Source organism: Actinomadura sp. 3N407 (genome assembly GCF_052245875.1).
Taxonomy (GTDB): Bacteria; Actinomycetota; Actinomycetes; order Streptosporangiales; family Streptosporangiaceae; genus Spirillospora.
The window spans coordinates 643,586-666,573 of the sequence record NZ_JBQQBP010000002.1 but is presented as its reverse complement, the minus strand read 5'-3'; the positions used below and the strand labels follow the sequence as shown (position 1 = coordinate 666,573).

24 protein-coding genes and 1 tRNA gene are annotated in these 22,988 nt (G+C 70.0%); 12 read left to right on the top strand and 13 right to left on the bottom strand.

All coding sequences use genetic code 11. The annotated features are described in order from the left end of the window. Positions 1-7: 7 nt before the first annotated feature. Entirely contained in the window at positions 8-1,012 is a 1,005-nt protein-coding gene (locus tag ACTWPP_RS07250; RefSeq protein ID WP_443103292.1) for an NADPH:quinone reductase, read from the top strand. Positions 1,013-1,020: 8 nt separating this feature from the next. On the opposite strand, the gene ACTWPP_RS07245 is transcribed toward ACTWPP_RS07250, so the two are convergent. The 3 genes from ACTWPP_RS07245 to ACTWPP_RS07235 all read right to left on the bottom strand — a co-directional run bounded on the left by ACTWPP_RS07245 (position 1,021) and on the right by ACTWPP_RS07235 (position 3,123). Continuing rightward, entirely contained in the window at positions 1,021-1,389 is a 369-nt protein-coding gene (locus tag ACTWPP_RS07245) for a hypothetical protein (protein ID WP_443103429.1), read from the bottom strand. 198 nt (positions 1,390-1,587) lie between these two features. Next, positions 1,588-2,718 (bottom strand): AraC family transcriptional regulator ligand-binding domain-containing protein, encoded by a 1,131-nt coding sequence (locus tag ACTWPP_RS07240; RefSeq protein WP_443103291.1) that lies wholly within the window; start codon positions 2,716-2,718, stop codon positions 1,588-1,590. A 322-nt stretch (positions 2,719-3,040) separates the two neighbouring features. Beyond that, positions 3,041-3,123: transfer RNA gene (locus ACTWPP_RS07235), tRNA-Leu, on the bottom strand. 128 nt (positions 3,124-3,251) lie between these two features. Here ACTWPP_RS07235 and ACTWPP_RS07230 point away from each other — a divergent pair. Genes ACTWPP_RS07230 through pknB form a run of 7 tightly spaced genes read left to right on the top strand, consistent with a single transcriptional unit; the run spans position 3,252 to position 12,414 of the window. Then, positions 3,252-4,007 (top strand): FhaA domain-containing protein, encoded by a 756-nt coding sequence (locus ACTWPP_RS07230; RefSeq protein ID WP_132157741.1) that lies wholly within the window; start codon positions 3,252-3,254, stop codon positions 4,005-4,007. A gap of 11 nt (positions 4,008-4,018) precedes the next feature. Then, positions 4,019-4,516 carry an FHA domain-containing protein FhaB/FipA gene (locus ACTWPP_RS07225; RefSeq protein WP_443103290.1) on the top strand — a complete coding sequence of 166 codons (498 nt, stop codon included), beginning with the start codon at positions 4,019-4,021 and terminating at the stop codon, positions 4,514-4,516. Beyond that, complete coding sequence (locus tag ACTWPP_RS07220; protein ID WP_443103289.1) at positions 4,513-6,093, top strand: Stp1/IreP family PP2C-type Ser/Thr phosphatase; 1,581 nt, start codon at positions 4,513-4,515, stop codon at positions 6,091-6,093. The genes ACTWPP_RS07225 and ACTWPP_RS07220 overlap by 4 nt, the downstream gene beginning before the upstream one ends. Continuing rightward, a complete protein-coding gene (locus tag ACTWPP_RS07215; RefSeq protein WP_443103288.1) occupies positions 6,094-7,680 on the top strand; it encodes an FtsW/RodA/SpoVE family cell cycle protein in 1,587 nt (528 codons plus the stop codon). Between the two features lie 15 nt (positions 7,681-7,695). Then, positions 7,696-9,171 (top strand): peptidoglycan D,D-transpeptidase FtsI family protein, encoded by a 1,476-nt coding sequence (locus ACTWPP_RS07210; RefSeq protein WP_443103287.1) that lies wholly within the window; start codon positions 7,696-7,698, stop codon positions 9,169-9,171. Then, on the top strand, positions 9,168-10,577 hold the full coding sequence (locus ACTWPP_RS07205; RefSeq protein WP_443103286.1) for a serine/threonine-protein kinase: 1,410 nt from the start codon (positions 9,168-9,170) through the stop codon (positions 10,575-10,577). Before ACTWPP_RS07210 ends, ACTWPP_RS07205 begins: the two co-directional genes overlap by 4 nt. Before the next feature lie 22 nt (positions 10,578-10,599). Next, complete coding sequence (gene pknB, locus ACTWPP_RS07200; protein WP_443103285.1) at positions 10,600-12,414, top strand: Stk1 family PASTA domain-containing Ser/Thr kinase; 1,815 nt, start codon at positions 10,600-10,602, stop codon at positions 12,412-12,414. 509 nt (positions 12,415-12,923) lie between these two features. Here the strand turns inward: pknB and ACTWPP_RS07195 are convergent. The 4 genes from ACTWPP_RS07195 to ACTWPP_RS07180 are packed head-to-tail and all read right to left on the bottom strand — an operon-like array spanning position 12,924 to position 15,106. Next, positions 12,924-13,511 (bottom strand): anthranilate synthase component II, encoded by a 588-nt coding sequence (locus tag ACTWPP_RS07195; RefSeq protein WP_443103284.1) that lies wholly within the window; start codon positions 13,509-13,511, stop codon positions 12,924-12,926. Further along, the gene (locus ACTWPP_RS07190; RefSeq protein WP_443103283.1) at positions 13,511-13,693 is read right to left on the bottom strand and encodes a hypothetical protein; all 183 of its coding nucleotides are present in this window, start codon (positions 13,691-13,693) and stop codon (positions 13,511-13,513) included. The genes ACTWPP_RS07195 and ACTWPP_RS07190 overlap by 1 nt, the downstream gene beginning before the upstream one ends. A 9-nt stretch (positions 13,694-13,702) precedes the next feature. Next, positions 13,703-14,335: a class E sortase gene (locus ACTWPP_RS07185; RefSeq protein ID WP_443103428.1), complete on the bottom strand. Its 633-nt coding sequence runs from the start codon at positions 14,333-14,335 to the stop codon at positions 13,703-13,705. Between the two features lie 33 nt (positions 14,336-14,368). Further along, entirely contained in the window at positions 14,369-15,106 is a 738-nt protein-coding gene (locus ACTWPP_RS07180; protein WP_443103282.1) for a DUF881 domain-containing protein, read from the bottom strand. Positions 15,107-15,187: 81 nt separating this feature from the next. On the opposite strand from ACTWPP_RS07180, the gene ACTWPP_RS07175 reads away from it, so the two are divergent. Next, positions 15,188-15,445, top strand: a complete 258-nt coding sequence (locus tag ACTWPP_RS07175) for a cell division protein CrgA (RefSeq protein ID WP_443103281.1) — start codon at positions 15,188-15,190, stop codon at positions 15,443-15,445. Positions 15,446-15,564: 119 nt separating this feature from the next. Here ACTWPP_RS07175 and ACTWPP_RS07170 read toward each other — a convergent pair whose 3' ends face one another. Beyond that, positions 15,565-16,464, bottom strand: a complete 900-nt coding sequence (locus ACTWPP_RS07170; RefSeq protein WP_443103280.1) for a rhomboid family intramembrane serine protease — start codon at positions 16,462-16,464, stop codon at positions 15,565-15,567. Between the two features lie 75 nt (positions 16,465-16,539). After that, positions 16,540-17,064, bottom strand: a complete 525-nt coding sequence (locus ACTWPP_RS07165; protein WP_443103279.1) for a peptidylprolyl isomerase — start codon at positions 17,062-17,064, stop codon at positions 16,540-16,542. A gap of 172 nt (positions 17,065-17,236) precedes the next feature. Between ACTWPP_RS07165 and ACTWPP_RS07160 the strand changes: the two genes are divergently transcribed. Continuing rightward, positions 17,237-17,701 (top strand): hypothetical protein, encoded by a 465-nt coding sequence (locus ACTWPP_RS07160; RefSeq protein ID WP_443103278.1) that lies wholly within the window; start codon positions 17,237-17,239, stop codon positions 17,699-17,701. A 131-nt stretch (positions 17,702-17,832) separates the two neighbouring features. Further along, on the top strand, positions 17,833-18,660 hold the full coding sequence (locus ACTWPP_RS07155) for a DapH/DapD/GlmU-related protein (RefSeq protein ID WP_443103277.1): 828 nt from the start codon (positions 17,833-17,835) through the stop codon (positions 18,658-18,660). A gap of 2 nt (positions 18,661-18,662) precedes the next feature. On the opposite strand, the gene ACTWPP_RS07150 is transcribed toward ACTWPP_RS07155, so the two are convergent. From ACTWPP_RS07150 to ACTWPP_RS07140, 3 genes are all read right to left on the bottom strand, one after another. Beyond that, positions 18,663-18,848 carry a hypothetical protein gene (locus tag ACTWPP_RS07150; protein WP_443103276.1) on the bottom strand — a complete coding sequence of 62 codons (186 nt, stop codon included), beginning with the start codon at positions 18,846-18,848 and terminating at the stop codon, positions 18,663-18,665. Positions 18,849-18,984: 136 nt separating this feature from the next. Next, the gene (locus ACTWPP_RS07145) at positions 18,985-20,430 is read right to left on the bottom strand and encodes a DEAD/DEAH box helicase (RefSeq protein ID WP_443103275.1); all 1,446 of its coding nucleotides are present in this window, start codon (positions 20,428-20,430) and stop codon (positions 18,985-18,987) included. A gap of 210 nt (positions 20,431-20,640) precedes the next feature. After that, positions 20,641-21,138 (bottom strand): rhodanese-like domain-containing protein, encoded by a 498-nt coding sequence (locus ACTWPP_RS07140; protein WP_443103274.1) that lies wholly within the window; start codon positions 21,136-21,138, stop codon positions 20,641-20,643. A 104-nt stretch (positions 21,139-21,242) separates the two neighbouring features. Between ACTWPP_RS07140 and ACTWPP_RS07135 the strand changes: the two genes are divergently transcribed. Next, on the top strand, positions 21,243-22,238 hold the full coding sequence (locus ACTWPP_RS07135) for a helix-turn-helix domain-containing protein (RefSeq protein ID WP_443103273.1): 996 nt from the start codon (positions 21,243-21,245) through the stop codon (positions 22,236-22,238). Here ACTWPP_RS07135 and ACTWPP_RS07130 read toward each other — a convergent pair. Continuing rightward, positions 22,217-22,354, bottom strand: coding sequence for a hypothetical protein (locus ACTWPP_RS07130; RefSeq protein ID WP_443103272.1), 138 nt, complete (start codon positions 22,352-22,354; stop codon positions 22,217-22,219). The genes ACTWPP_RS07135 and ACTWPP_RS07130 overlap by 22 nt on opposite strands. Between the last annotated feature and the right edge of the window lie 634 nt (positions 22,355-22,988).

The window sequence follows — 22,988 nt, the reverse complement described above, 5'->3', positions numbered from 1 at the left end:
AGTCGCGATGCGCGCGGCGTGGTACGAGCGCCACGGCCCGGCTCACATGGTGCTGACCGTGGGGACGATGGCCACCCTGCGGCCCTCGCCGGGCGAGGTGCGCGTCAAGATCGCCTTTTCCGGCGTCCACCACTGGGACGCGGCGAAGCGGCATGGCCGGCGCGGGCCGGCGATGACGTTCCCCCGGGTGATCCCGCACGACGACGGCGCCGGTGTGATCGATGCCGTGGGACGGGGCGTCGACGCGCGCCGGCTCGGCCAGCGGGTCTGGGTCTACCTGGCCCAGTCGTACCGGCCCTTCGGCACCGCCGCCGAGTACGCCGTGGTCCCGGCCGTGCAGGCGGTGCCCCTGCCCGAGGGGGTGCCGCTCGAACAGGCCGCCGGGATGGGCGTACCGGGGATCGTCGCGCACCGCGCGATCTTCGAGGACGGACCCGTCGACGGGCGGCTCGTGGTGGTGACCGGCGCGCTCGGCGCGGTGGGACGGGCGGCGGTGACCCTGGCGCGGCGCGGGGGCGCCGTGGTGATCGCCGCGGTGGGCGGACCGTCCCTGCTGGAGACGGCGTTGGCGGCCGGCGCCCATTACGCCGTCGTCGCCTCCTGCGGGCGGGTCACGGACCGGATCAGGGCCATCGCGCCGCACGGGGTGGACCGGGTGGTCGAGGGCGCCTTCGGCGCGAACCTCGCCGTCGATCTGGAGATCCTCGCCCACGGCGGTACCATCGCCATCCATTCCAGCGACCGGGCCCACCCGGCCATTCCCTACCGGCGGCTCGCGGACAAGAACATCACCGTCCACTTCCTCGGCCACGACGACTTCCCGGACGAGGCCAACCGGCAGGCGACCGCCGACCTGACGGCCGCGCTGCGCGACGGCGATCTGTGGTGCCCCGTCGCGGCCCGCTTCCCCCTCGATCGAATCGCCGAGGCCCACGCCGCCGCGGAGACCGGCTCGGCACCCGGCCACGTCGTGCTGGACCTCGACCCGGCCGGCTCGCGTCAAGACCGCTGAGGGCCGGGTCAGCGGAACGGGTACGGCAGGCGGGCGCGAGGACGGCGGCGGGTTCGGACCTGTCGATGGCGTGTTCGTCCCTGTGCCGGAAGAAGCGCGGTTTCTAGATTGAGATCGCCGGCTGCGGGGGTGGCCGAGGGCCGCGCCGGCGGCGCCGCCCAGCACCGCCAGCGAGGGGAAGCCGTCGGTACGGGCGTGCGGCCGTCGGCGACCAGCGCGGCCGAGCCGAGGGCAACAAGGGAGGCTGCCGGCCGGCCGTCACAGGCGAGACGATCTCCGACGTGCGCGCCTGCCGCGAGCAGGGCACGCGTCACCTCGGCGTGTCCGTTCTCTGCCGCTTCGTGCAGCGGGGTGAACCCGTAATTCTCTGAACTAATTAGGCGGCGCTGAGGTTGAGCTGGATGTCTCCGTACGGGTCAGCGTAGGTCTTCGATCAGCTCATCAAGAATCCCCGGGTCTGCCAGTACAGGAAGGATCACATCCACCAGCAGTTGCGTCTCCTGCAGTGTGCAGGGCGGTGGTGAACCTGGCGGGAGCCGCCGGGCGGGTGTCGTGGGCCGGGGCTTTGACGCTGCTTAGGTCTGCTTCGTGTCGCTTCCGAAGGACCCGGCCGGTCGGCTCTGCCAGCGGCGGACGGCGCGGCGTAGTGCGCGTACGTCGCTGTATCCGACCCGGCCGGCGATCGAGGTCATGGGCAGCCGGCCGTCCTGGAGCAGGGCCAGCGCCTTCTCCTGGCGTGCGGTCTCGACTTCGCCGCGCCAGGTGCTGCCCCGTTCGGCCAGTCGGCGCTGCAGTGTGCGGGCGCTGATGGTCATCTGCTGCGCGACGGTCTCCAGGGAGAGCGAGTCCTGTTCGAAGCGGGCGTGCAGTGCCAGGCGGAAGAGGTCGTACCAGTCGCCGACCGGTCTTGCCGCGCCCATCTTCATGGCGGCGTGCTCGCACAGCATCTCCAGCAGCCCGGGCTGGGCCTTGGGCAGCGGCCGGCGGGCGTCCCGGGCCAGGAACGTCAGCGAGGTGGCCGGCGCTGCGAAGTCCACGTGGGAGGTGCCGAACAGCTCCAGCAGTGTCGCGCGCGAGCGCGGGGCCTTCTGCCGCAGTTCCACGCGTACCGGGACCAGCGGTGTCCCGGTCGCCTCGCGGCACCGCCGCAGCAGCACCGCCAGCGCGAACACCTCCTGCGCTGCGCTCACATCCGGCTCGTGCGGAGTGGTCGCATTTCTGATGGTGAACAGTTCGCCGTTTTCGATCCCCTGCAGTTTCTCCACCGCGGGATCGCCCAGGACGCCCATGTGCCGCGCGGTGCAGCGGACCGACTCCATGAGGGTCGGCCCGGAGGTGAGCATGTAGTCCCACAGCCCGAAGCCACCGGGCGGCGGGATGTCGACCAGCAGCGCGCCGTCGCGGATCATCGCGGCGTTCCTGGAGACCAGGTACTTCCACATCGCGTCCGCGGAGCCGGTCGGCAACCGGACGAGGTCGTCGGCCAGGACGTCGGTCCGCAGGTCCAGCAGGCGCGCGACCTCGCCGGGATTGCCGCCGGCCTTGCGTACCTCCTGCGCCAGGAAACGCGCAATGTGCGTGGAGATCGTGCCGTCCAGCCGGGACGGCGGGGCGGTGATGCCCGGGCCGGCGGGCGGGCCGGCGCCGTTCCGGGGACCGGAGGACGCCGGGGCGCCATGGGCGGCCTGCCCGCCACAGTCGGTCATGCTGGTGCGCCCTTCGTCGTCGGCCGGTCACCCGTATGGGCCCGGCCGGCATCGAGATCCGTGCTGATCCCCAGGTCGTGCGGTCACGTCCTCACGACCACGAGATAGACGATACCCCCGCACCGTACCGCTGGGAAATCCAGGCACGGAGAACACCGGCCGCGGAAACCGGTCGCCAAGGCTTCCGACGTCCACGTCCGGATGGCGTCCCGGCCTGGGTCAGACGGCAGGCTGGCCTCCGTAACGACGAAGACCCCGAAGCTTGCTGCTCCGGGGTCTGTTCCGTCACTGTAGGGCTACGACTTTCGTCTGTACCCCTTCGTGGGCGAGGAGGGATTTGAACCCTCACATCCTTTCGGACACACGGACCTGAACCGTGCGCGTCTGCCGTTCCGCCACCCGCCCCGGGTTGTGCACCCGTTTCCGGGTGCCTGAAAAGGCTAGCACGCTCGCAGCGGTGGTTAGGTATCCAGATACTTCCAGCGAACCTTCGCACCGATACGATCGTCTACCAGTGGGGAAGGGAGGTGCCCGTGGGTGTCATTCAGCGCTTCGAGCGACGGCTCGAGGGCATGGTCGAAGGAGCCTTCGCCCGTGCCTTCAAGTCTGAGCTGCAGCCGGTCGAGGTGGCCAGTGCTGTGCAGCGCGAGATGGACGATCGGGCGGCGATCGTGGCACAGGGCCGCACGCTGGTTCCGAACGACTTCGTCGTGGAGATCTCTCAGCAGGACGGGCAGCGGCTCCAGGTGTACGCCGACAGCCTGAGCCAGGAGCTGGCGAATCTCGCGCGGGAGTACGCGAAGGAGCAGGGGTACTCCTTTGTGGGGCCGGTGCGTGTGCGGTTCGAGAACGCGGGCGACCTGGCCACGGGCATGTTCCGCATCAGGTCGGGGGTGATCAGGGGTTCGACCGTGGAGGGCGGGGAGATCCGCCAGCCGGTGAGCGATGTTCCGCAGGGCGGGCGCGGGGGCGCCTTCGGGGGGCATCCGAGGCTTCTGGTGACCACGGCGGTGGAGGGCTCCGACACGACTCAGCGCACCTATGAGATCAACACACCAGTGACTCTGCTGGGTCGCGGCACCGACTGCGACCTGCGTCTCGTCGATCCGGGCGTGTCCAGGCACCATGCCGAGATACGCGTAGAAGGTCCCGAAATCGCTCTCGTGGATCTAGGGTCGACCAACGGCTCGTTCGTGAACGGGCAGCCGATACGGCGGGTCACACTCGTCGACGGCTCGCGCGTCACGATGGGCCGGACCACCCTTGTGTTCCGGCGCGATAGGGAGTAACCCCGACTCCGATGTCCCCATTCACCCTCACGCTGATCAAGCTGGCGTTCCTCGCGGTGCTGTGGCTGTTCGTCATCGCGGCCGTCGGCGTGATCAGAGCCGACCTGTTCGGCTCGAAGGCCGCGTCCAAGGCGGCCACGCGCGCGTCTCAGCCCCGACCGCCCCGGGCGGCGAGGCAGCCGAAGCCACCGCGACAGCAGCGCAGCGCCCAGCAAGGCGCCCCGACGAAGCTGGTGGTCGTCCAGGGCGAACGGGCCGGCACCGTCATAGACCTCACGGGGGTGCCCATCACCATCGGTCGGGCGAATGACGCCACGCTCATCGTGACCGACGACTACGCTTCGAGCCGGCATGCCCGACTTTATGCGCAGGACGGTCAGTGGATCGTGGAAGATCTCGGCTCGACCAATGGGACCTATCTCGGACGCACGAAGGTGAGCCGGCCGATGCCGGTGCCGCCCGGCGTACCGGTCCGTATCGGCAAGACCGTGATCGAGCTGCGCAAATGACTCTGGGAATCCGGTACGCGGCGCGCTCCGACGTCGGCATGCTGCGCGAGGGCAACGAGGACTCGGCGTACGCGGGCTCGCATCTGCTCGCGGTGGCCGACGGGATGGGCGGCCACGTCGGCGGCGAGATCGCCAGCGCGGCCGCGATCGAGGCGCTGCGGGCGCTCGACAAGGACCTTCCCGCGACGGAACTGCTGGCCGCGCTGGAGCACACGGTCAAGGCGGCGAACGACAACCTGCACCGCATCGTCGAGTCTGACCCCGCCCTGCAGGGCATGGGGACGACGCTGACGGCGATGCTGTGGGCGGGCAACCAGGTCGCGCTGGTGCACATCGGGGACTCGCGCGCGTACCTGCTGCGGGACGGCAGCCTGTTCCAGATCACGCACGATCACACGCTGGTGCAGTCGCTGGTCGACGAGGGCCGGATCAGCCCCGATGAGGCGGCGTCGCATCCGCAGCGTTCGCTGCTGTTGCGGGCGCTGGACGGCCGCGGTGAGGTCGATCCGGATCTGTCGCTGCGGGAGGCGCAGTCCGGCGACCGGTATCTGCTGTGTTCGGACGGCCTGTCGGGCGTCGTCACGGCGGAGACGATCTTCCAGGTGCTGACGGACGTGGACGACCCGGAGCAGGCCGTCCGGCAGTTGATCGATCTCGCGAACCGCGGCGGCGGCCCCGACAACATCACGTGCGTGGTGGCCGACGTGGTCGACCTGGACCGGCGGCCGCCGACGGGCGGCCCGGGCCACGCGGTGGGCGCGGCGGCGAACACGGCGCCGCCGGAGCCGCCGGGCGGGGGGCCCGGCGCGAACACGACCGCGGCGGACACGCCGGCGGGGCGGGCGGCGCAGCTGCGTGACACGAGGCCGCAGCCGCCGGTCGCGGTGGACGAGATGCCGCCGCCTCCGGCGCCTGCGCCGATGAGCGAACCCATGGGCGGCCCGCCGGCGCCGGGCGTGATGCAGCAGGCGCCCATGGAGCGGCCGCGGCGCGGCGGTGCCCGCCGGTGGACGTGGCTGGTGGTCGTCGCCGGGGTGGTCGTCGTGGGTGTCGTGGCGGGCGGGTTCGTGCTGGTTCAGAACGTCCGCAACGGCTACTACATCGGCGAGGAGAACGGCAGGGTGGTCCTGTTCCGGGGGACGACGCAGGAGGTGCCGGGTCTCAGCCTGTCCCGCAAGGAGAAGAACCAGCCGAACCCGCCGATCATGGTAGCGGACCTGCCCCAGGACTTTCAGCAGCAGGTGAAGAACACTTACACGGTGGACGGTCCGGAAGAGGCGTGGAAGACGCTGGAGAACGCCGTCTGCAAGTACTCCCTGGTCGATGACGGCGGCAAGATCGCCATCGTGAAGGGCAAGGGCCAGAACAACTGCAAGCAGGCCACGGTCAAGACCAGCAACGTCCCGATCGGCGAGCTTCCCGGGTCGGACGCCACGGCCGTCGACAAGGGCGACATGGCGTTCATCGGGCAGGCGGCCGCGGAGCAGAAGCTGCAGGAGCTGACCACCCGCCGGGACCAGTGCAAGACACCTGATTCCGGCATCCCGGACTGTCCCTCCAACGGGGGGAAATCGTAGATGCATTCGCTCGGGGAGCAGATCAGGGCCAGGCTGCCGTATCAGCGGCGCAACGCGGCCTCGCTGGCGCTGCTGGTCTTCGCGATGGTGCTGACGCTGTCGGCGTTCGCGGAGGTCGGGCTCGCCCGTGACGGCAGCATCCCCGCCGGGCTGTTCGTGTACGGCGGCGGCCTGGTGGTGCTGGCCCTCATCGCCTACTTCGTCCAGGCGAAGTTCACGCCGTACGCCGACCCGCTGCTGCTGCCGCTGGCGGTGGCGCTGAACGGCGTCGGGCTGGCCATGATCTACCGGCTGGACCTGGACACCAGTGCCGACCGCAAGGCCGCCGCGCTCGCCGGCAAGAAGCTCGTCGAGGACGCCGCCGACGCGCCCAGCCAGCTGATGTGGACGTTCGTCGGCATCGGGCTGTTCGTCGCCGCCGTGCTGATCATGCGGGACACCGACAAGACCGACGCCCCGCTGTCGTTCACGCCGAAGACCGCACAGCGCTACACGTACCTGATCGGCCTCACCGCGGTCGTCCTGCTGCTGCTCCCGATCGTCCCCGGCATCGGGCAGCAGATCAACGGCGCCCGCGTGTGGATCAGCGTCGGCCCGTTCTCCGTGCAGCCGGGCGAGTTCGCCAAGCTGCTGCTGGTCGTGTTCTTCGCCGGCTATCTGGTGAACAAGCGGCAGGCGATGTCGCTGATCGGCAAGAAGGTCGGGCCGTTCAGCCTGCCGCGGGGACGCGACCTCGGCCCGATCATGGTGATCTGGTTCTTCTGCCTGGGCGTGCTGTTCCTGCAGAAGGACCTCGGGACCGCGCTGCTGTTCTTCGGCCTGTTCGTGTCGCTGCTCTACATCGCGACCCAGCGCCTCTCCTGGGTCGTGATCGGTATCGGGCTCCTGGCGGTGGGCGTGTTCGTCGCGACGCTGCTGCCGTTCATGGGCCACGTGAACCAGCGCATCGACATCTGGCTGAACCCGAAGCCGTACTTCGACGGCGGCTGCCTGATGGAGAGCGGCAAGGTCATCCCCGTCAACCCCAACACCGAGATCTACCAGAAGTACGACACCGAGGGCGCCATCTCGCCCGGCTTCACCGCCTGCGCCGAACTCGGCGGCGAGTACTCCGACAGCGCGCAGCTGATGAAGGGGCTGTACGCGCTCGGCGAGGGCGGCGTGCTCGGCACCGGCCTCGGCCAGGGCGAGCCGTGGCGGACGCCCTTGTCGTTCAGCGACTTCATCTTCGACTCGTTCGGCGAGGAGCTCGGGCTGACCGGGCTGATGGTGCTGCTGCTGATCTACGCGTTGATCGTGCAACGCGGGATGAAGACCGCCGTGGCGGCGCGCGACCCGTTCCTGAAGCTCTTCGCGGGCGGTGTCTCGTTCGTCCTGGCCCTCCAGGTCTTCGTGATCGTCGGAGGCGTCACCCGGCTCATCCCGCTGACCGGCCTGACGACGCCGTTCCTGTCCCAGGGCGGCTCGTCGCTGATGGCCAACTGGATCCTGATCGCCATTCTGGTGCGGATGAGCCATGACGCGCGCAAGCCGGCCCCGCAGGCGATCCAGGACGAGGGCATGACCCAGATCGTGAGCACGAGGTGAGTTCTGCCGATGAACATGGATAAACCCGTGCGCCGGGTGGCCATCTTTGCCCTGCTGCTGTTCTTCGGGCTGATGGTGCAGATCAACTACGTCCAGGGGAGCCAGGCGGAGGATCTGCGCACCGACTCCAACAACAGCCGGCAGTTCGCGGACGTGTTCAACTCGCCGCGGGGGCAGATCTCCGCGGGCGGCGAGGTGCTGGTGACGTCGGAGCCGACCGGCAAGGACAACCCGAAGTACGGCCGGTCCTACAAGGACGGCCCGATCTTCGCGCCGGTCACGGGGTACTTCAACGGCGGCGCCACGCAGGTCGAGCGGGCCTACAACTCGCTGCTGGGCGGCAAGGACAAGCGCATCACGCAGCAGCGCTGGTTCGACACGTTCATCGGCAAGCCGGCCGATGGCGCGAACGTCGAGCTGACGATCGATCCGGAGGCGCAGCGCACCGCGTACCAGCAGCTGAAGGCGAAGACGGTGCAGGGCCGCCGCGGCGGCGCGGTGGTGATGGACGTGAAGACGGGTGCGCTGAAGGTGGCGGCGTCGTGGCCGTCGTTCGACCCGAACGAGGTGGCGCCGCAGACGGGCGAGAAGGGCGCGAAGAAGCTGGAGCAGCTGAACGAGGGCACCGGCGTGGTCAAGCCGCTGGTCGACAACGCGCTGAGCCAGACGTTCCCGCCCGGTTCGTCGTACAAGACGGTGACGTCGGCGATCGCGATGCAGGAACTCGGCATCGACATCTCGTCCACGATCCAGACGGGGCAGCTCATCCTGCCGGAGTCGGGCCGGCCGCTGCCGAACTCCCACGACAGCGGCAGCTGCGCGGGCACGGCCCCGCTGCGGGGCGCGTTCGCCGAGTCCTGCAACACCTCGTTCGCGAAGATGGCGCTCGACATGGGCATCCGGCAGCTCAGTCAAGGGTCCTCGAAGTTCGGCTTCAACGAGCGCGTCCAGCTGGAGCCGGACATGTACGCGGCCGAGAGCGATGTTCCCGTGTCGTACACGGGCCCCGACGGCAAGACGATCCCGACCGGCCAGGACGGGACGGCACGGTCCGGCATCGGGCAGGAGAACGTGCGGGCCACGCCGCTGCAGATGGCGCTGGTCGCGGCCTCCGTCGCCAACGAAGGCAAGATCATGAGCCCGTATGTGGTGCAGAAGGTCCGGGCGAAGGACCAGAGTGAGCTCTACAACGCCTCGCCGGAGGAGTTCAAGCAGCCCATGACCGATGACCAGGCCGAGCAGCTGGCGGACATGATGCGCGCGGTGATCACCGAGGGCACCGCGAAGAACCTGCAGGGCATGCGGATCGCCGGTAAGACCGGTACGGCCGAGCAGGGCCAGGGCAACCCGAACGCCCGCTGGTTCGTCGGGTTCGCCCCGGTCGAGGATCCGCGCTACGCGTTCGCCGTGATGACCGAGGGCCCGGGCTCGGGTGGCGGCGACGCCGGCCCCGTCGCCGGGGCGATCATGGCTAAGGTTTTGAAGAAGTGAGCAGGGGCCTCGTCCTCAACGACCGGTACCGGCTGCTGGAGCGGCTGGCCATCGGCGGGATGGGCGAGGTCTGGCGCGCGTCCGACGACACCCTCGGGCGGCAGGTGGCGGTGAAGCTGCTGCGGCTGGAGCTCGGGTCGGACATGTCGGCGCGGGGCCGGTTCGAGTCGGAGGCGCGGTTCGCGGCGGAGCTCGGGCATCCGGGGATCGCGCGGGCGTACGACTTCGGTGAGCAGGACGGCCGGACGTTCCTGGTGATGGAACTGGTGCCGGGCGAGCCGCTGGACGAGATCCTGGCGCGCGACGGCGGGCTGCCGCTGGAGGCCGTCCTGGACCTGATGGTGCAGGCGGGACGGGCGCTGACGGTCGCGCACCGGGCCGGGATCGTGCACCGCGACGTCAAGCCGGCGAACCTGATGGTGTCGCCGGACGGCACCCTGAAGATCACCGACTTCGGGATCGCGCGGCGGCTGGCCGCGGCGTCGCAGACCCAGACCGGGATGGTCATGGGGACGGCGCACTACATCTCGCCGGAGCAGGCGCAGGGCCTTGAGCTGTCGCCGTCCGCCGACCTGTACTCGCTGGGCGCGGTGGCGTACGAGTGCCTGACGGGGGCACCGCCGTTCGACGGTTCCACGCCGGTGGAGGTGGCGCTGAAGCATGTCCGGGACGCGCCGGAGGAGCTGCCGCCGCGGTTCCCCAGGGCGGCCCGCAAGCTGGTCATGGAGATGCTGGCGAAGGACCCGGCGGACCGTCCGGCGGACGCGGAGACGGTCGCCGCGCGTGCACTGACGATCCGGGCGGCCCTCAGCACGGGGCGTCTTCCGCGCACGAACGCCGACGCCAAGGTGCCCGGCCGGGAACCCCGGCCGAAGATCGTTACCCAATCGACTACTTTGTCGGGATTTGACGCAGCCCTGGGGGCGGATAACCTCACCACGGGGTCAGTGCGCGGGCAACGGCGCACGACACTGACGTACACGTCGGTCGCGGCCGTGCTTCTGGTCTGCGCCATCGTGATCGGGTCACTGTGGAAGGGCTTCGCCTTCACGGGATCCGGCGACGAACGGGACCCGCCCGGCTCCCCGGCGACCAGGCCGGTCGGAGACGACATCGTCGACGAACCGGTCGTCCACCCGGGCCCCGCCGACCCGACCAGGAACCAGAACCGCACCCCAAGGCCGACTGTCACGCAGCGGTACGGGACGCATAGGATCCGTCCGTCAACGCCGGACGCCCCCAAGACGTCTCCTTCACATAAGCCATCCAGCAATCCGCCCCGGGCGACTCCCACCGCCCCAGAGCCGACACCCACACTGACGGAGAGCACCACGACTCCGTCAACTCCGAGCCCGGATCCCTCGCCTGAAGAAAGCGGGGAGCTAGGTTCGGAGGACAAGGTGTAGACGTACGAGGGAAAGTGCACATATGAGTCAACCTCGGCTGCTCGGCGGCCGCTACGAGCTCGAAACGGTGATCGGGCGCGGCGGCATGGCCGAGGTCTACCGTGCCCGAGACCTGCGCCTCGATCGCGTCGTCGCGGTCAAGACGCTGCGGTCCGACCTCGCCCGTGACCCCACGTTCCAGGCCCGGTTCCGGCGCGAGGCCCAGTCGGCCGCGTCGCTGAACCACCCCTCGGTCATCGCCGTGTACGACACCGGCGAGGACATGATCGGTGAGACCTCCATCCCGTACATCGTCATGGAGTACGTGGACGGCAGCACGCTGCGCGACCTGCTGCGGGAGAACCGCGCGCTGCTCCCCGACAAGGCATTGGAGATAACGGACGGGATCCTGCGCGCGCTGGACTACAGCCACCGCGGCGGGATCGTGCACCGCGACATCAAACCGGCCAACGTGATGCTGACCCGGCAGCACGAGGTCAAGGTCATGGACTTCGGCATCGCCCGTGCCATGGCCGACACGGCCGCCACCATGACACAGACCGCGCAGGTCATCGGTACCGCGCAGTACCTTTCGCCGGAGCAGGCGCGCGGCGAGCGGGTCGACGCCCGCAGCGACATCTACTCGACGGGTTGCGTCCTCTACGAACTGCTCACCGGCAAACCGCCGTTCACCGGCGACTCCCCGGTCGCGATCGCCTACCAGCACGTCCGGGAGGAGCCCGTCCCGCCGTCGCAGGTGGACCCCCAGATCCCGCAGTGGGCCGACGCGATCGTGCTGAAGGCGATGGCGAAGGAAGCCGACAACCGCTACCAGAACGCGAACGAGTTCCGGCAGGAGATCCAGCGCGTCCTGCAGGGACATCCGGTGGCGTCCACCGCCGCGTCCACGATGATGATGGGCTCGCAGGCACAGGGCACCCAGGTCATGGGCGGATACCCGGGCGGCGCCCCACCGCGCACACAGATGCAGCGGCCCGTCGACAACGGCTACGGCCTGCCCCCCGCCCGCTACGACGATGACGACTACCCCGAACGCGGCGGCGCCGGCAAGAAGGCCGCGCTGTGGCTGGGCCTCGCGGTGCTGTTCATCGGCGGCGCGGCCCTCGTCGGCTTCCTGATGAGCGGCAACGACGCCAGCGACCAGGTCGCCGTCCCCAAGAGCATCGTCAACGTCTCGCAGAGCGACGCGACGGCCCAGCTGACCAAGCTCGGCTTCAAGGTCGGCGCACCGAAGACGGAGTACAGCGACGAGATCCGGAAGGGATTCGTCATCAGCTCCGACCCGAGGCCCGGCGCCAACGCGCCCGAGGGCGCCACGGTGTCGCTGCTGGTCTCCAAGGGCAAGAAGCCGCCCACGGAGATCGAGGTACCCGACGTGACGGGCAAGCCGTACAGCACGGCCAAGAAGATCCTGGAGCAGCGCGGGTTCGAGGTCGAAAAGCGCGTGGAGAACAGCGAAAGCGTCCCGCGGCTCAGCGTCATCAGCACCGACCCGCCCGGCGGCTCGAAGGCGCCGAAGAACGCGACGGTCACCGTGGCCATCTCCAACGGCCCGAGCAACCTCAAGGTGCCGGACCTGTTCAACAACAGCCAGCGGGCCGCCTGCGGCAAACTCGAAGACCTCGGGCTGAAGTGCAAGGTGGAGAAGGCCGTGGCGCCTCCCGACAGGCAGGTCTCGCCCGGCCTGGTGTTCAACCAGCAGCCCGGTCCGGACGCGACGGTCGCGCCGGGCGACACGGTCACGATCTTCATCGCGGAGAAGCCGCCGCCCCCGCCGACCACCCCTGGCAACACCCCGACCCCAGGCTTCCCCGGCTTCCCGGGCGGTGACGACTAGCACGACCGCGACCGGCTGCGCCGGCCGCCGCGACGCCTGGTTGTCGTGCGCGGCCGGGGTCGGTCGTGCCGAGGAAGTCCTGCCGTCGCCGGTTCCGCCGGAAAATTTCGGTTGAAATCCGTAACGTCCCACGGCGTGAGGACGAAGACCATGATGAGGGCTTCCGCCATTGCCCCCGAGTGGCGGAAGCCCTCTTGTTTATTGCAGTGCCCTTGGCGTCGGGCCTTGGCGGCCCTCCTTCGGCGGGAACTGCGGTGCGATCGCTGCATCGCTCCGGCTCGCCTTGCGGCTCGCTGCGCGATCAGATTCTCGCTTCGCTCGAACCTGCCTTCGGTCGCGATCGCGACGGTTTTGGTCGTTGCGTGGTTGCGGCGATGGCTGAGGTTCTTGCGTTTCCGCGCTGGTCGGCTCCGCGTCCGTGAGATTCCGCGTCCGTGAGATTCCGCGTCCGTGTGATCCGGCGTCCGTGAGATCCGGCGTCCGTGAGATCCGGTGGGGGCCCCGGCCGGTTACTTGGCGGTGCTGGCGGTCAGCCAGGTTTTCAGGAGCTGGTGGCCGCCCGCGGAGAGGATTGATTCGGGGTGGAACTGGATCCCCTCGATGGGGCGGGTCCGGTGCCGCAGGCCCATGATCACGCCGTCGGAGGTGCGGGCGGTCACGTGCAGGGTCGTGGGCACCGTGTCGGGCCGGACGGCCAGCGAGTGGTAGCGGGTCGCGGGGAACGGGTTCGGCAGTCCCTGGAAGACGCCGGCGGCATCGTGGGTGATCTCGCTGGTGGAGCCGTGGACGATCTCCGGGGCGCGGGTGACCGTCGCTCCGTGCACATGCGCGATCACCTGGTGGCCCAGGCAGACGCCGAGGACGGGTGTCGCGCGGAGTTCGGCGTCCCGGACCAGGTCGAGGCAGATGCCCGCGTCCGCGGGGTGGCCGGGGCCCGGGCTCAGCAGGACGCCGTCGACCGCCGCGGCGTCCTGGAGGGTGACGTCGGAGCGGTCCTTGACCGTGCAGTCGGCGCCCAGTTCCAGCAGGTACTGGACGATGTTGTAAACGAAGCTGTCGTGGTTGTCCACGACGAGGACGCGCACGTCAGGTCCCATCACCCGGGGACCGAGGACTGGGTCGGGCCTTCCACGACCCCCTGGTCGAACTGGATCTTGGGTTCCACCCACGGGAACACCAGGTACCAGAAGACGGCGATGACGGTGATGACCAGGCCGAGCGCCGTGGCGGTCTTGGTGTGCCACGCGCCCGGCAGATGGCGCCAGATCCAGGCGTACACGGGGACCTCCTAGGTTCCGGCGGCGGACGACCGCACCCGGGGCACGGACGACGCCAGCTCGCCGAAAATGATCATTCGTTCGGCTGCGGAGTACTTGGGGTGACACGTGGTCAGTGTGATCATGCGTTCGGTCGGCTTGCGCCCGGGACGGCCCGGGACGGGGGCGGTCACCTCCACCGCGGACGGCTTCACGATCTCGCGGTCGGTGACCTTGTAGACGTACTGCCGGTCCCGGGTATCGATGAGGATCTTGTCGCCCCGCTCCAGTTCGCCGAGCCGGTTGAACGGGGCGGAGTAGGTCGTCCGGTGCCCGGAGATCACGAAGTTGCCGACCTGGCCCGGCAGCGCGGTGCCGGGGTAGTGGCCGGGGCCCTTGCGCAGATCCTCGCGGTCGACGCCCTCGATCACGACGAAGCCGTAGTCCTTCCCGAACTCGGGGATGCGGATCATCGCGAGGCCCTTGCCGAGCTTCACCTTCTCCGTGGTGACCTTGGGGGCCTGCCATTTGCTCAGCATCTCCTCGCCGAGTCGGTCCTGCTGCCCCTGGGTGTAGCGGCCGGTGCCCCACAGCGAGTAGGTGACGAAGAGCATGAGGATCAGCCCGGCGGTGATGCACAGTTCGCCCATGCCACGGATCAGCATCCGCACCGGTGCGTCCTCCTCGGGTCGGGCCGGCTAGTCCGGCACCGTAGCGTGCTTCATCGTCACGTTGCCGGTGTAGGGCGGCAACGTGGCGCGGTCCACGGTCCGCACCGAGTAGCCGAGCCCGTACGCGCGGACGTACTTGCGGTAGAGCGCGATCTCGGGGGACGCGCCGAGCGCCGCGCGGAGCCGTTCCGGGTCGCCGACGGCGGTGATCCGGAACGGCGGGGAGTACACGACGCCCTGGAGGATCAGCGTATTGCCCACGCAGCGGACGGCGCTGGTCGAGATCACCCGCTGGTCCATGATCTGCATCGCGCGGGCACCGCCGGCCCACAGCGCGTTCACGACGGCCTGGACGTCGCTCTCGTGGACGACGAGGTCGTCGGGGCGTACGCCGCGCGGCAGCTCCCCGGATTTCGGCAGCGGCGCATCGTCCAGGGAGACGCGGACGGCGGGGCCGCTGAGCGGGGTGAATCCGGCGCCGGCCGCGAGGCGGTCGGCCTCCGCGCGGGCCTGTTTCACGCGGGCGTCGTGACGTCCGGCCTCCCGCGAGATACGGTCGATATCGTGGCGGAGCCGCCGGTACTCGGCGCGCTCCTGACGGCTGCGGCGCTGTTCCCCGGCGATGAGCTCGGTGATCTCGGTGCGGCCCTGCTCGCGCAGGCTCGTGCCGCGGGCCGTGCTCGCGCTCGCCGCGAACAGGGTTCCCGCAAGGAGCGTGAGAACTGGGATGATGCTTCCCCACGCTGGACGCCGTACGCTGCTCACCAGCGACTACGCTAACCGACAAAACACCCATGCGCGGTCCGGCGCTCCGGCCGCCGGAACGCCCGAGGAGATCGACTCACCGTGGCCAAGTCGAAAACCCGCAAGAAGGCCGTCTACACGCCCCCGCAGAAGTCCAAGGCTCCCGAGGTCAGCCCGCGCTGGCTCGTGCCCACGATGGTCGGGCTGTGGCTCTTCGGCCTGATCTGGATCGCCGTCTTCTACGTGACGGCCAGCACCGGCACCGATGTGCCGTACATGAGCGACCTGCACAACTGGAACCTGGGCATCGGATTCACGGCGATCATTCTCGGCGTGATCCTTTCCACCCGGTGGCGCTAGCCGCGAGCCGTCCACAGCTCGGGGAGGGCCGGTGCCGGCTTTCCCCAGATATTCCACAGGCGCGGTCGCGGGGAAGCCGCGGACGCCGCGCGCCATGAGCGGCGTCCGCGTGCTCAGGGCTACCCCATGGCCGGGGTCAGCTCCGCCGTCCTGACGACGACCAGCGCGGCGAGCAGGGCGAACGTGACCAGCGGCGCCGCGATGTGCAGCAGCCGCCGCCGCGCCTCCGGCGCGTACGCGAAGGCGGCGGCCAGCACCGCGCCCACCACCAGGCCGCCGACGTGCCCCTCCCAGGAGATGTTCGGCACCGAGAACGTGATCACCAGGTTGATCACCAGCAGCACCACGATCGGGCCCACCGGCCCGCCCAGCTTCCGGCCGATCACGAAGAACGCGCCGAACAGGCCGAAGATCGCGCCGGACGCGCCGACCGCCGAGGACGCCGGGTCGCCGACCAGGTACAGCAGCACCGAGCCGCCCAGCCCCGACAGCATGTACAGGGCCAGGAACCGCCACCGTCCGAGCACCTGCTCCAGCGCGGGGCCGACCGCCCACAGCGCCCACATGTTGAACAGGATGTGGGTGATGCCGAACGACCCGCCGCGCTGGTGCAGGAACATCGTGGTGAAGAGCCGGTACCACTCGCCCTCGGCGACCCCGCCGAGCTCGCCGTCGGGCAGCACGCCGCGTCCGAGCATCATGAACTCCCACACGACGCGCCACGACGCCAGCTCGGCGAGGTAGATCGCCACGCACGCGCCTATGAGCGTGTACGAGACGACCGGCACCGTGGACGTGGAGCCCCGCGCGCCGATGGGCGTCCGGGGAACCGGCTTGCGGACGCCCCGGTTGCCCTCCGCGACGCACTCCACGCACTGGTGTCCCACCGCCGCGTCCCGCATGCAGTCGGGGCAGATGTAGCGGTCGCACCGCGTGCAGCGCACGTACGTCTCCCGCCCCGGGTGCCGGTAACAGGTCGGCACCGAGGTCTCGGGGGCGGGACTGTGGTCTGTGCTCATCTGGGGCTCCGTGGGCCGGTGCGGGTCGCACCCGTCGCGGGTCTCACCCGGGTTCAGGTCTCACCGTAGGAACGTCTAACGGCGCTCGATCGTCACCGACTGGATGACGACGTCCTCCTTCGGACGGTCCTGCCGGCCGGTCGGGACCTTGCCGATCCGGTCGACGACGTCGGTGCCCTCGATGACCTTGCCGAAGATGGTGTGCCGGCCGGTCAGGTGCTGGGTGTGCGCGACGCTGAGCGTGATGAAGAACTGGGAGCCGTTGGTCCCGGGCCCGGCGTTGGCCATCGCCAGCAGGTAGGGCCGGTTGAACTTCAGGTCCGGGTGGAACTCGTCCTTGAACTCGTAGCCCGGTCCGCCGGTGCCGGTGCCCAGCGGGTCACCGCCCTGGAGCATGAACTGGTCGATGACGCGGTGGAAGATGGTGCCGTTGTAGAGCGGCTCGTTGGACTTCTGGCCGGTGCGCGGGTCGTGCCAGGTCCGGTTGCCCTCCGCCAGGTCGACGAAGTTCGCCACCGTCTCGGGCGCCTGCTCCGGGTACAGCTGAATCACGATCTTGCCGAGCGACGTGTTGAGCGTCGCGAAGATCTCGTTGGCCACGCTGGCCTCCTCCTCATGGAGTTGGTCTGTACGTCTGGACTTCTGGGGTCTCGTCACGTCCGAAAGTGGTCACCCTGTGTGATCGGATGGTTGCGCATACAGGGTTTACCCCCCTGTCTTTGGGAAGGCTGCATGACAGGACCTCGCAAACAGGGAGGTTAGCGTGTCCCTAATGATCAGTATCCGCCGGAAGCCGCAGGAAGAAGTTCTCACGCGGTTCGGCCGCGCCCAGGAGGCCGCCCGGCAGGGCGCCGAGATGTGCCGCCGGAGTGCCTCCTCCGCGGTGGAGCGGATCAGGCCCGCCGCGGGTGAGCGCGTCATGATCGTCCGTGGCTGGAGCGCACCGAGGCTCCGGCGGGCGGCCCGGTATGTGGAGACCGGGCTCGCCCCGCGGGTGAGCACGTTCCTGAGCGATGCCGCCCATCGGGTGGAACCGCCGAAATCGTCCAAGCCCAGGCGTGGCGCCCTCATGACGATGATGGGGGTGGTCGCCGCGATCGGCGTGGCCGGTGCGGTGGCGACACGACGCGGCGTCATGACCAAGGGCTCCGGTGAGCACGCGGAGGACGCCACTTCGGCCGACTCCATGACGGTCACCGGTGCTGATGTCGACGGTCAGGTGCACTCTCCACACTAGCGTGCACACACGGTGGGGGCCCGGCCGTTTCGCGGCCGGGCCCCCGTCGTGCGCCCAGTGTGCCGATTCACGTTCGGTCCATCGCGTCCCTCTCACACCCACGGTTGCTACCACCCGGTACGGTGAACGCCATGTCGCCGAAACGCTCGATCCGGCAGATGCTGGCGACCCGGGCGAGGGACCGGGCGCGCCGCGGCGTGCACACGGCCGTGCACCGCGCCTGGGAGTGGATCCAGCGGCAGGGTGAGATCACCCCGCGGACACCGGGCCGCCGCAAGTTCGCCTACCTGGGCGAGGGCGCGTGCATCGGCTTCCCGGTCGGCGCCATCTACGGCGAGCCGTGGATCTCGATCGGCGACCACACGCTGGTCGGCACGCACGTCACTATCTCGGCGGGCTTCGTCCCCGGCCTCGACCTCGGCCCGGACGTCATCGTCCGGATCGGCTCGAGCTGCTCCCTCGGACGCGGCACCCACATCGTGGGCCACCAGTCCATCGACATCGGCGACGACGTCTTCACCGGCCCCAACGTCTACATCACCGACCAGAACCACGCCTACGGCGACCTGCACACCCCCATCGGGCGGCAGTGGCCGGAGAACAACCCCGTCGTCATCGGCGACGGCTGCTGGATCGGAACGGGCGCGATCATCCTCCCGGGCACACGGCTCGGCCGCAACGTCGCCGTCGCCGGCGGCGCCGTCGTCCGCGGCGAGTTCCCCGACCATGCCGTCATCGGCGGCGTCCCCGCCAAGGTCCTCCGCAGCCACGACAAGGAGAACGGCTGGCAGCCGCCGCTGCGCGCCGACCCCCTCATGTCCCTGGACGAGCTGGCGGCCCTTTCCGTGAACGGCCTCGAAGGCCTCCAGATCCTCCAGGACAGGCTCCGCGAGGAGGCCGCCGCCCGCGACGAGAACGTCCTCCAGGAGGACGGCGTCCTCCGCGAAGAGGCCGGCTAGCGCTAGCGGCCCAGCAGCGCGGCGATGACGACGGCGAGCACCACCAAGACGGGGACGAGCGTGGAGATGAGAACCAACGTGGACTTGCCATGCGGCTCGGCGGGCTCGTAGCCGAGCATGCCGCGGTTGTAGATCGTGCGGGGGGCCGTGTAGAAGAGCCACACGGGCTGCCCCGCCCGCGTGTCCACGGTCAGTTCCGCCCGCCCCGACTTGATGCCGTAGCGAACGCCTGAAATGGGGCAGGCCTCGCCCGTTCCCGGGTGGGCGCCGCGCGGAAACAGGCGGAGCCCCGCCCGGGTGGGGCGGGGCTCCGGAAAGGTGGGATCAGTTGTAGCGGGCGGGGCGGCGGTTGCCGTGCGAGCCGCCGCCGGTGCGGGGGCCGCCGCCGCGGCGTTCGCCGCCGGAGTAGGAGCCGCGGTGCTCACCGTCGCGGGGACGGCCGCCGTCCTGGCGGTCGTACGAGCGCGGGGCCCGGCCGCCGCCGCCGAAGCCTCGGCCGCCGCGGCGTCCGCCCTGGCGGCCCCGGCCGCCGCCGCCCTCGCGGCGCGGGCGCTCGGGGATGATCGGGCCCTCGATCGGGATGCCGGACGGCGGGCGGGCGCCGGTCAGCTTGACCAGCTCCGGGTCGCCGGTGGCGACCCGGGTGCGGGGCGCGTTGATGCCGGCGCGACGCGTCATGGCGGACGTGGCGCGCACCTGGTGCGGCAGGACGAGGGTGACGACGGTGCCGCTCTCACCGGCCCGGGCCGTGCGGCCCGCGCGGTGCATGTAGTCCTTGCTGTCCGCGGGCGGGTCGACGTGCATGACGAGGGACACGTCGTCCACGTGGATGCCTCGGGCGGCGACGTCGGTGGCGACCAGCACGCTGATCGAGCCCTCGCGGAACTCGGCGAGCGTGCGGGTGCGCAGGCCCTGGCTCTTGCCGCCGTGCAGGCCCGCCGCGCGGATGCCGACCTGGACGAGCTGCTTGGCGAGCCGGTCCACGCCGTGCTTGGTGCGGGCGAACAGGATCGTCCGGCCCTCGCGGTTGGCGATCTCGGCGGTGACGGCGGCCTTCTCCTTGGGCGCGACGAGGAGAAGATGGTGCTCCATCGTGTCGACGGACTCGTCGACCGGGCCGATGGCGTGCCTCACCGGGTTGTTCAGGTAGCGCTTGACCAGGACGTCGACGTCCTTGTCGAGCGTGGCGGAGAACAGCAGGCGCTGCCCGCCGGGCTTGGCGGCGTCGAGGATGTCGGTGACGTCGGGCAGGAAGCCCATGTCGGCCATGTGGTCGGCCTCGTCCAGCACCAGGATCTCGATGTCGGACAGGTCGCAGGCGCCCTGCCGCATCAGGTCCTTGAGGCGGCCGGGGGTGGCGACCAGGATCTCGACGCCGCGGCGCAGCGCGTCGATCTGCTTGAACATCGAGGTCTGGCCGATGACGGTCTTGAAGTGCAGCCCGAGGCCGCGGCCGAGCGGCTCCAGGTTGGTCTGCACCTGCTGGGCCAGCTCGCGGGTCGGCACCAGGATCAGCGCCAGGGGACGCTTCGGGGCGGCCTTGCGGCCGGACAGCCGGGTGAGGAGCGGCAGGCCGAACGCCAGGGTCTTGCCGGAGCCGGTCTTACCGCGCCCGAGGACGTCGCGTCCCGCCATGATGTCGGGGATCGCGGCGACCTGGATGGGGAACGGCGTGTCGATTCCCTGACGGGTCAGGGAGCTCACCAGCGCCGGCGGCATGCCGAGCTCGGTGAAGGTGGGAACCTGCTCCTCGTCCGCGGTGGCGGGCATGGACGGGTTCTGTGCAGCGGCAGCTGAGGTCACTCATTACCTTCCGAGAGGGGGGCACGTCTCGGGAGGCACCACGGTGTGAGTGGGCTGCAAGGACGAGCCTGACGCCATGGGGCGTCGAAGAATGATTCCTAGAGTCTAACGTCGCCGTGGCGGCTTCTTATGCCCCGTCCCGGTCGGAACATTCCGCGTCATTGGTTTCTCAGGGTGTCAACAGTCACAGGAGACGGTGGTCACAGGGGCGGTGAGCGGGTCGGGGGAGCGCCGGGTGACCGCACCGGCGGCGGTCTCCACGGGGAGTCCTTCGCGGGCCCAGTATTCGAATCCGCCGATCATCTCCTTCACCGGAAAGCCGAGCTCCGCGAACCGCAATGCGGCCTTCGTCGCGCCATTGCAGCCGGGTCCCCAGCAGTGGACGACCACGGTCACGTCCCGGGGGATCCGTGTCGCGGCAAGCCCGGCGATCTCGGCGGCCGGCAGATGGAGCGCGCCCGGAATGTGGCCTTGGTCCCAACTTTCGGTGCTGCGCGTGTCGACGACCACGATTCCGCCGGTGCCCGCGTTCCCGGTGGGGCCCGCCACACCTCCCCGTTCGCTTCGCTCAAGGATCCGGGCGGCCACATCGGACACGTCGGTCTCGAACGACAGGCGGGCGGCGAAGTGGCGGACGGCTTCCTCGCTCGGCGCGGCGGGGTGGGAATCGCTCATCTGACGCTCCTTGACCTGGGGGTCTTTGTGAACGCCTCAATGCTGCGGCGATGGCGGCCCGGCCGGACAGTGGCATGAACGCCGACCATCGTTAAGATCGCGCCATGTTCGTCGCTCCCCCGGCACGCCGGCACACGGTGTCGGTGCTCGCGTTCGACGGGATGGCGCCGTTCGAACTCGGCTCGGTCGTCGAGGTGTTCGGGCTGCCCCGGCCGGAACTGGACGTCCCCTGGTACGAGCTGCGGGTCTGCTCACTGGAACGCGGCCCGATGCGCGCGGTCGGCGGCTTCACGATGACGGCCGAGCACGGCCTCGACGCGTTCGCGTCCGCGGACACGGTGATGGTCGTCGCCGTCCCCGACGTCCGCGACGACCCCGCGCCCGAGGTCGTCGCGGCCCTGCGGGAGGCGCACTCGCGCGGCGCCCGCGTCGTGTCGATCTGCTCGGGCGCGTTCGCGCTCGCGGCGGCCGGCCTGCTGGACGGACGCGAGGCCACCACGCACTGGCGGCACGCGGACCTGCTGCGGCGTCGCTTCCCGAAGGTCCGCGTGACCCCGGACGTGCTGTACGTGGACGGCGACGACGTGCTCACCGGGGCCGGAAGCGCCGCCGGGCTCGACATGTGCCTGCACCTCGTCCGCAAGGACCACGGCGCCCGGGTCGCGAACGCGGTGGCCCGGCGGCTGGTCGTCCCGCCGCACCGGGAGGGCGGGCAGGCGCAGTTCGTGGAGGCCGCCGTGACCCGCCCGGCGGAGGACGACGCGATAGCCCGCGCGATGGCGTGGGCCCTCGCGCACCTCGCCGAGCCCATCACGGTCGCGCGGATGGCCGGGCAAGCGCGTCTCGCTCCCCGCACGTTCATCCGGCATTTCCACCGGCAGACGGGGACGAGCCCGCTCCGCTGGGTCGTCGCCCAGCGGGTCATGGCGGCGCTGCCGCTGCTCGAGGAGGGCGTCACACCGGTCGAGGAGGTCGGCGCGGCCGTCGGCTTCGAGAGCCCGGTGACGTTCCGGCACCATTTCGCGCGCGCGATGAAGACCTCACCGTCCGCCTACCGGCGCGCCTTCCGGGAGCCGGGCTATCCGACGTCGCCGTCCTGAGGGAGGCTGTCGAGGCCGGTCAGCAGGCGCGCCACCTCCAGGCCGGTGGTCAGGTAGTCGACGAACAGGTGATTGTTCAGCGCCCACTTCGATCTGCGGTACCGGACGGCGAACACCGCGTCCTCGGCCGAGTACCAGCTCGTCGTGCGTCCGCCGGGTCACCCGGAGGAGTTCCGGATGCTCTGCCGACTCGGAAAGGATCATGCGCGTCGCGTCGGTGAGGTTCATGACGGGAGTCTAGGCGCGGCGCAACGCCACGGGTACCGGTCCGCCCGGTGGACGCGCGGACGGCTCGCGGCGGGCGGGCGGCCGCGAGCATCGCGAATACGGTCACGAACCGGGGACAGTCTCCGGCTACGGTCTGACAGGTGCCTCCACCGCGCGTCAGGCGAAGTCCGTCCTTTACCCGCGCGGCGGTGCGCCCCATGACGGCGGCACCGTCGGGGCGGCGGACACCAAGGTCAGCGCCCACCGCGAATGAGGGCCGGGGCCCGCACCCGGCGCGCGGAATAAGGAAAGTCCTAATTCGGCGGCGACATGACCGGTATCGGCGCGCACAAAACCTGCCAGATCATCCGGTCGATAAGGTCAAGGTTGATCATTGATCGGATCACCGGCATTTGTTAACGTGCCTCCGGCAGCGGGAACCCGCGCTCTCGCCACAAGTGAGAGTTCATTCCCGCTGTGCAACGCCGACCGTATCCGCCAACGAACCGCAAACCGTTCTCACGGGCCCGCACATAATCGGCA

Bases quoted from the DNA above. Each gene is read 5' to 3' on its own strand.
- ACTWPP_RS07250 (WP_443103292.1), top strand. From the start codon at position 8: ATGCGCGCGGCGTGGTACGAGCGCCACGGCCCGGCTCACATGGTGCTG.
- ACTWPP_RS07240 (WP_443103291.1), bottom strand. From the start codon at position 2,718: ATGACCGACTGTGGCGGGCAGGCCGCCCATGGCGCCCCGGCGTCCTCC.
- ACTWPP_RS07225 (WP_443103290.1), top strand. From the start codon at position 4,019: ATGTCCCCATTCACCCTCACGCTGATCAAGCTGGCGTTCCTCGCGGTG.
- ACTWPP_RS07220 (WP_443103289.1), top strand. From the start codon at position 4,513: ATGACTCTGGGAATCCGGTACGCGGCGCGCTCCGACGTCGGCATGCTG.
- ACTWPP_RS07215 (WP_443103288.1), top strand. From the start codon at position 6,094: ATGCATTCGCTCGGGGAGCAGATCAGGGCCAGGCTGCCGTATCAGCGG.
- ACTWPP_RS07210 (WP_443103287.1), top strand. From the start codon at position 7,696: ATGGATAAACCCGTGCGCCGGGTGGCCATCTTTGCCCTGCTGCTGTTC.
- pknB (WP_443103285.1), top strand. From the start codon at position 10,600: ATGAGTCAACCTCGGCTGCTCGGCGGCCGCTACGAGCTCGAAACGGTG.
- ACTWPP_RS07195 (WP_443103284.1), bottom strand. From the start codon at position 13,511: ATGGGACCTGACGTGCGCGTCCTCGTCGTGGACAACCACGACAGCTTC.
- ACTWPP_RS07185 (WP_443103428.1), bottom strand. From the start codon at position 14,335: ATGCTGATCCGTGGCATGGGCGAACTGTGCATCACCGCCGGGCTGATC.
- ACTWPP_RS07170 (WP_443103280.1), bottom strand. From the start codon at position 16,464: ATGAGCACAGACCACAGTCCCGCCCCCGAGACCTCGGTGCCGACCTGT.
- ACTWPP_RS07160 (WP_443103278.1), top strand. From the start codon at position 17,237: ATGATCAGTATCCGCCGGAAGCCGCAGGAAGAAGTTCTCACGCGGTTC.
- ACTWPP_RS07155 (WP_443103277.1), top strand. From the start codon at position 17,833: ATGTCGCCGAAACGCTCGATCCGGCAGATGCTGGCGACCCGGGCGAGG.
- ACTWPP_RS07145 (WP_443103275.1), bottom strand. From the start codon at position 20,430: ATGCCCGCCACCGCGGACGAGGAGCAGGTTCCCACCTTCACCGAGCTC.
- ACTWPP_RS07140 (WP_443103274.1), bottom strand. From the start codon at position 21,138: ATGAGCGATTCCCACCCCGCCGCGCCGAGCGAGGAAGCCGTCCGCCAC.
- ACTWPP_RS07135 (WP_443103273.1), top strand. From the start codon at position 21,243: ATGTTCGTCGCTCCCCCGGCACGCCGGCACACGGTGTCGGTGCTCGCG.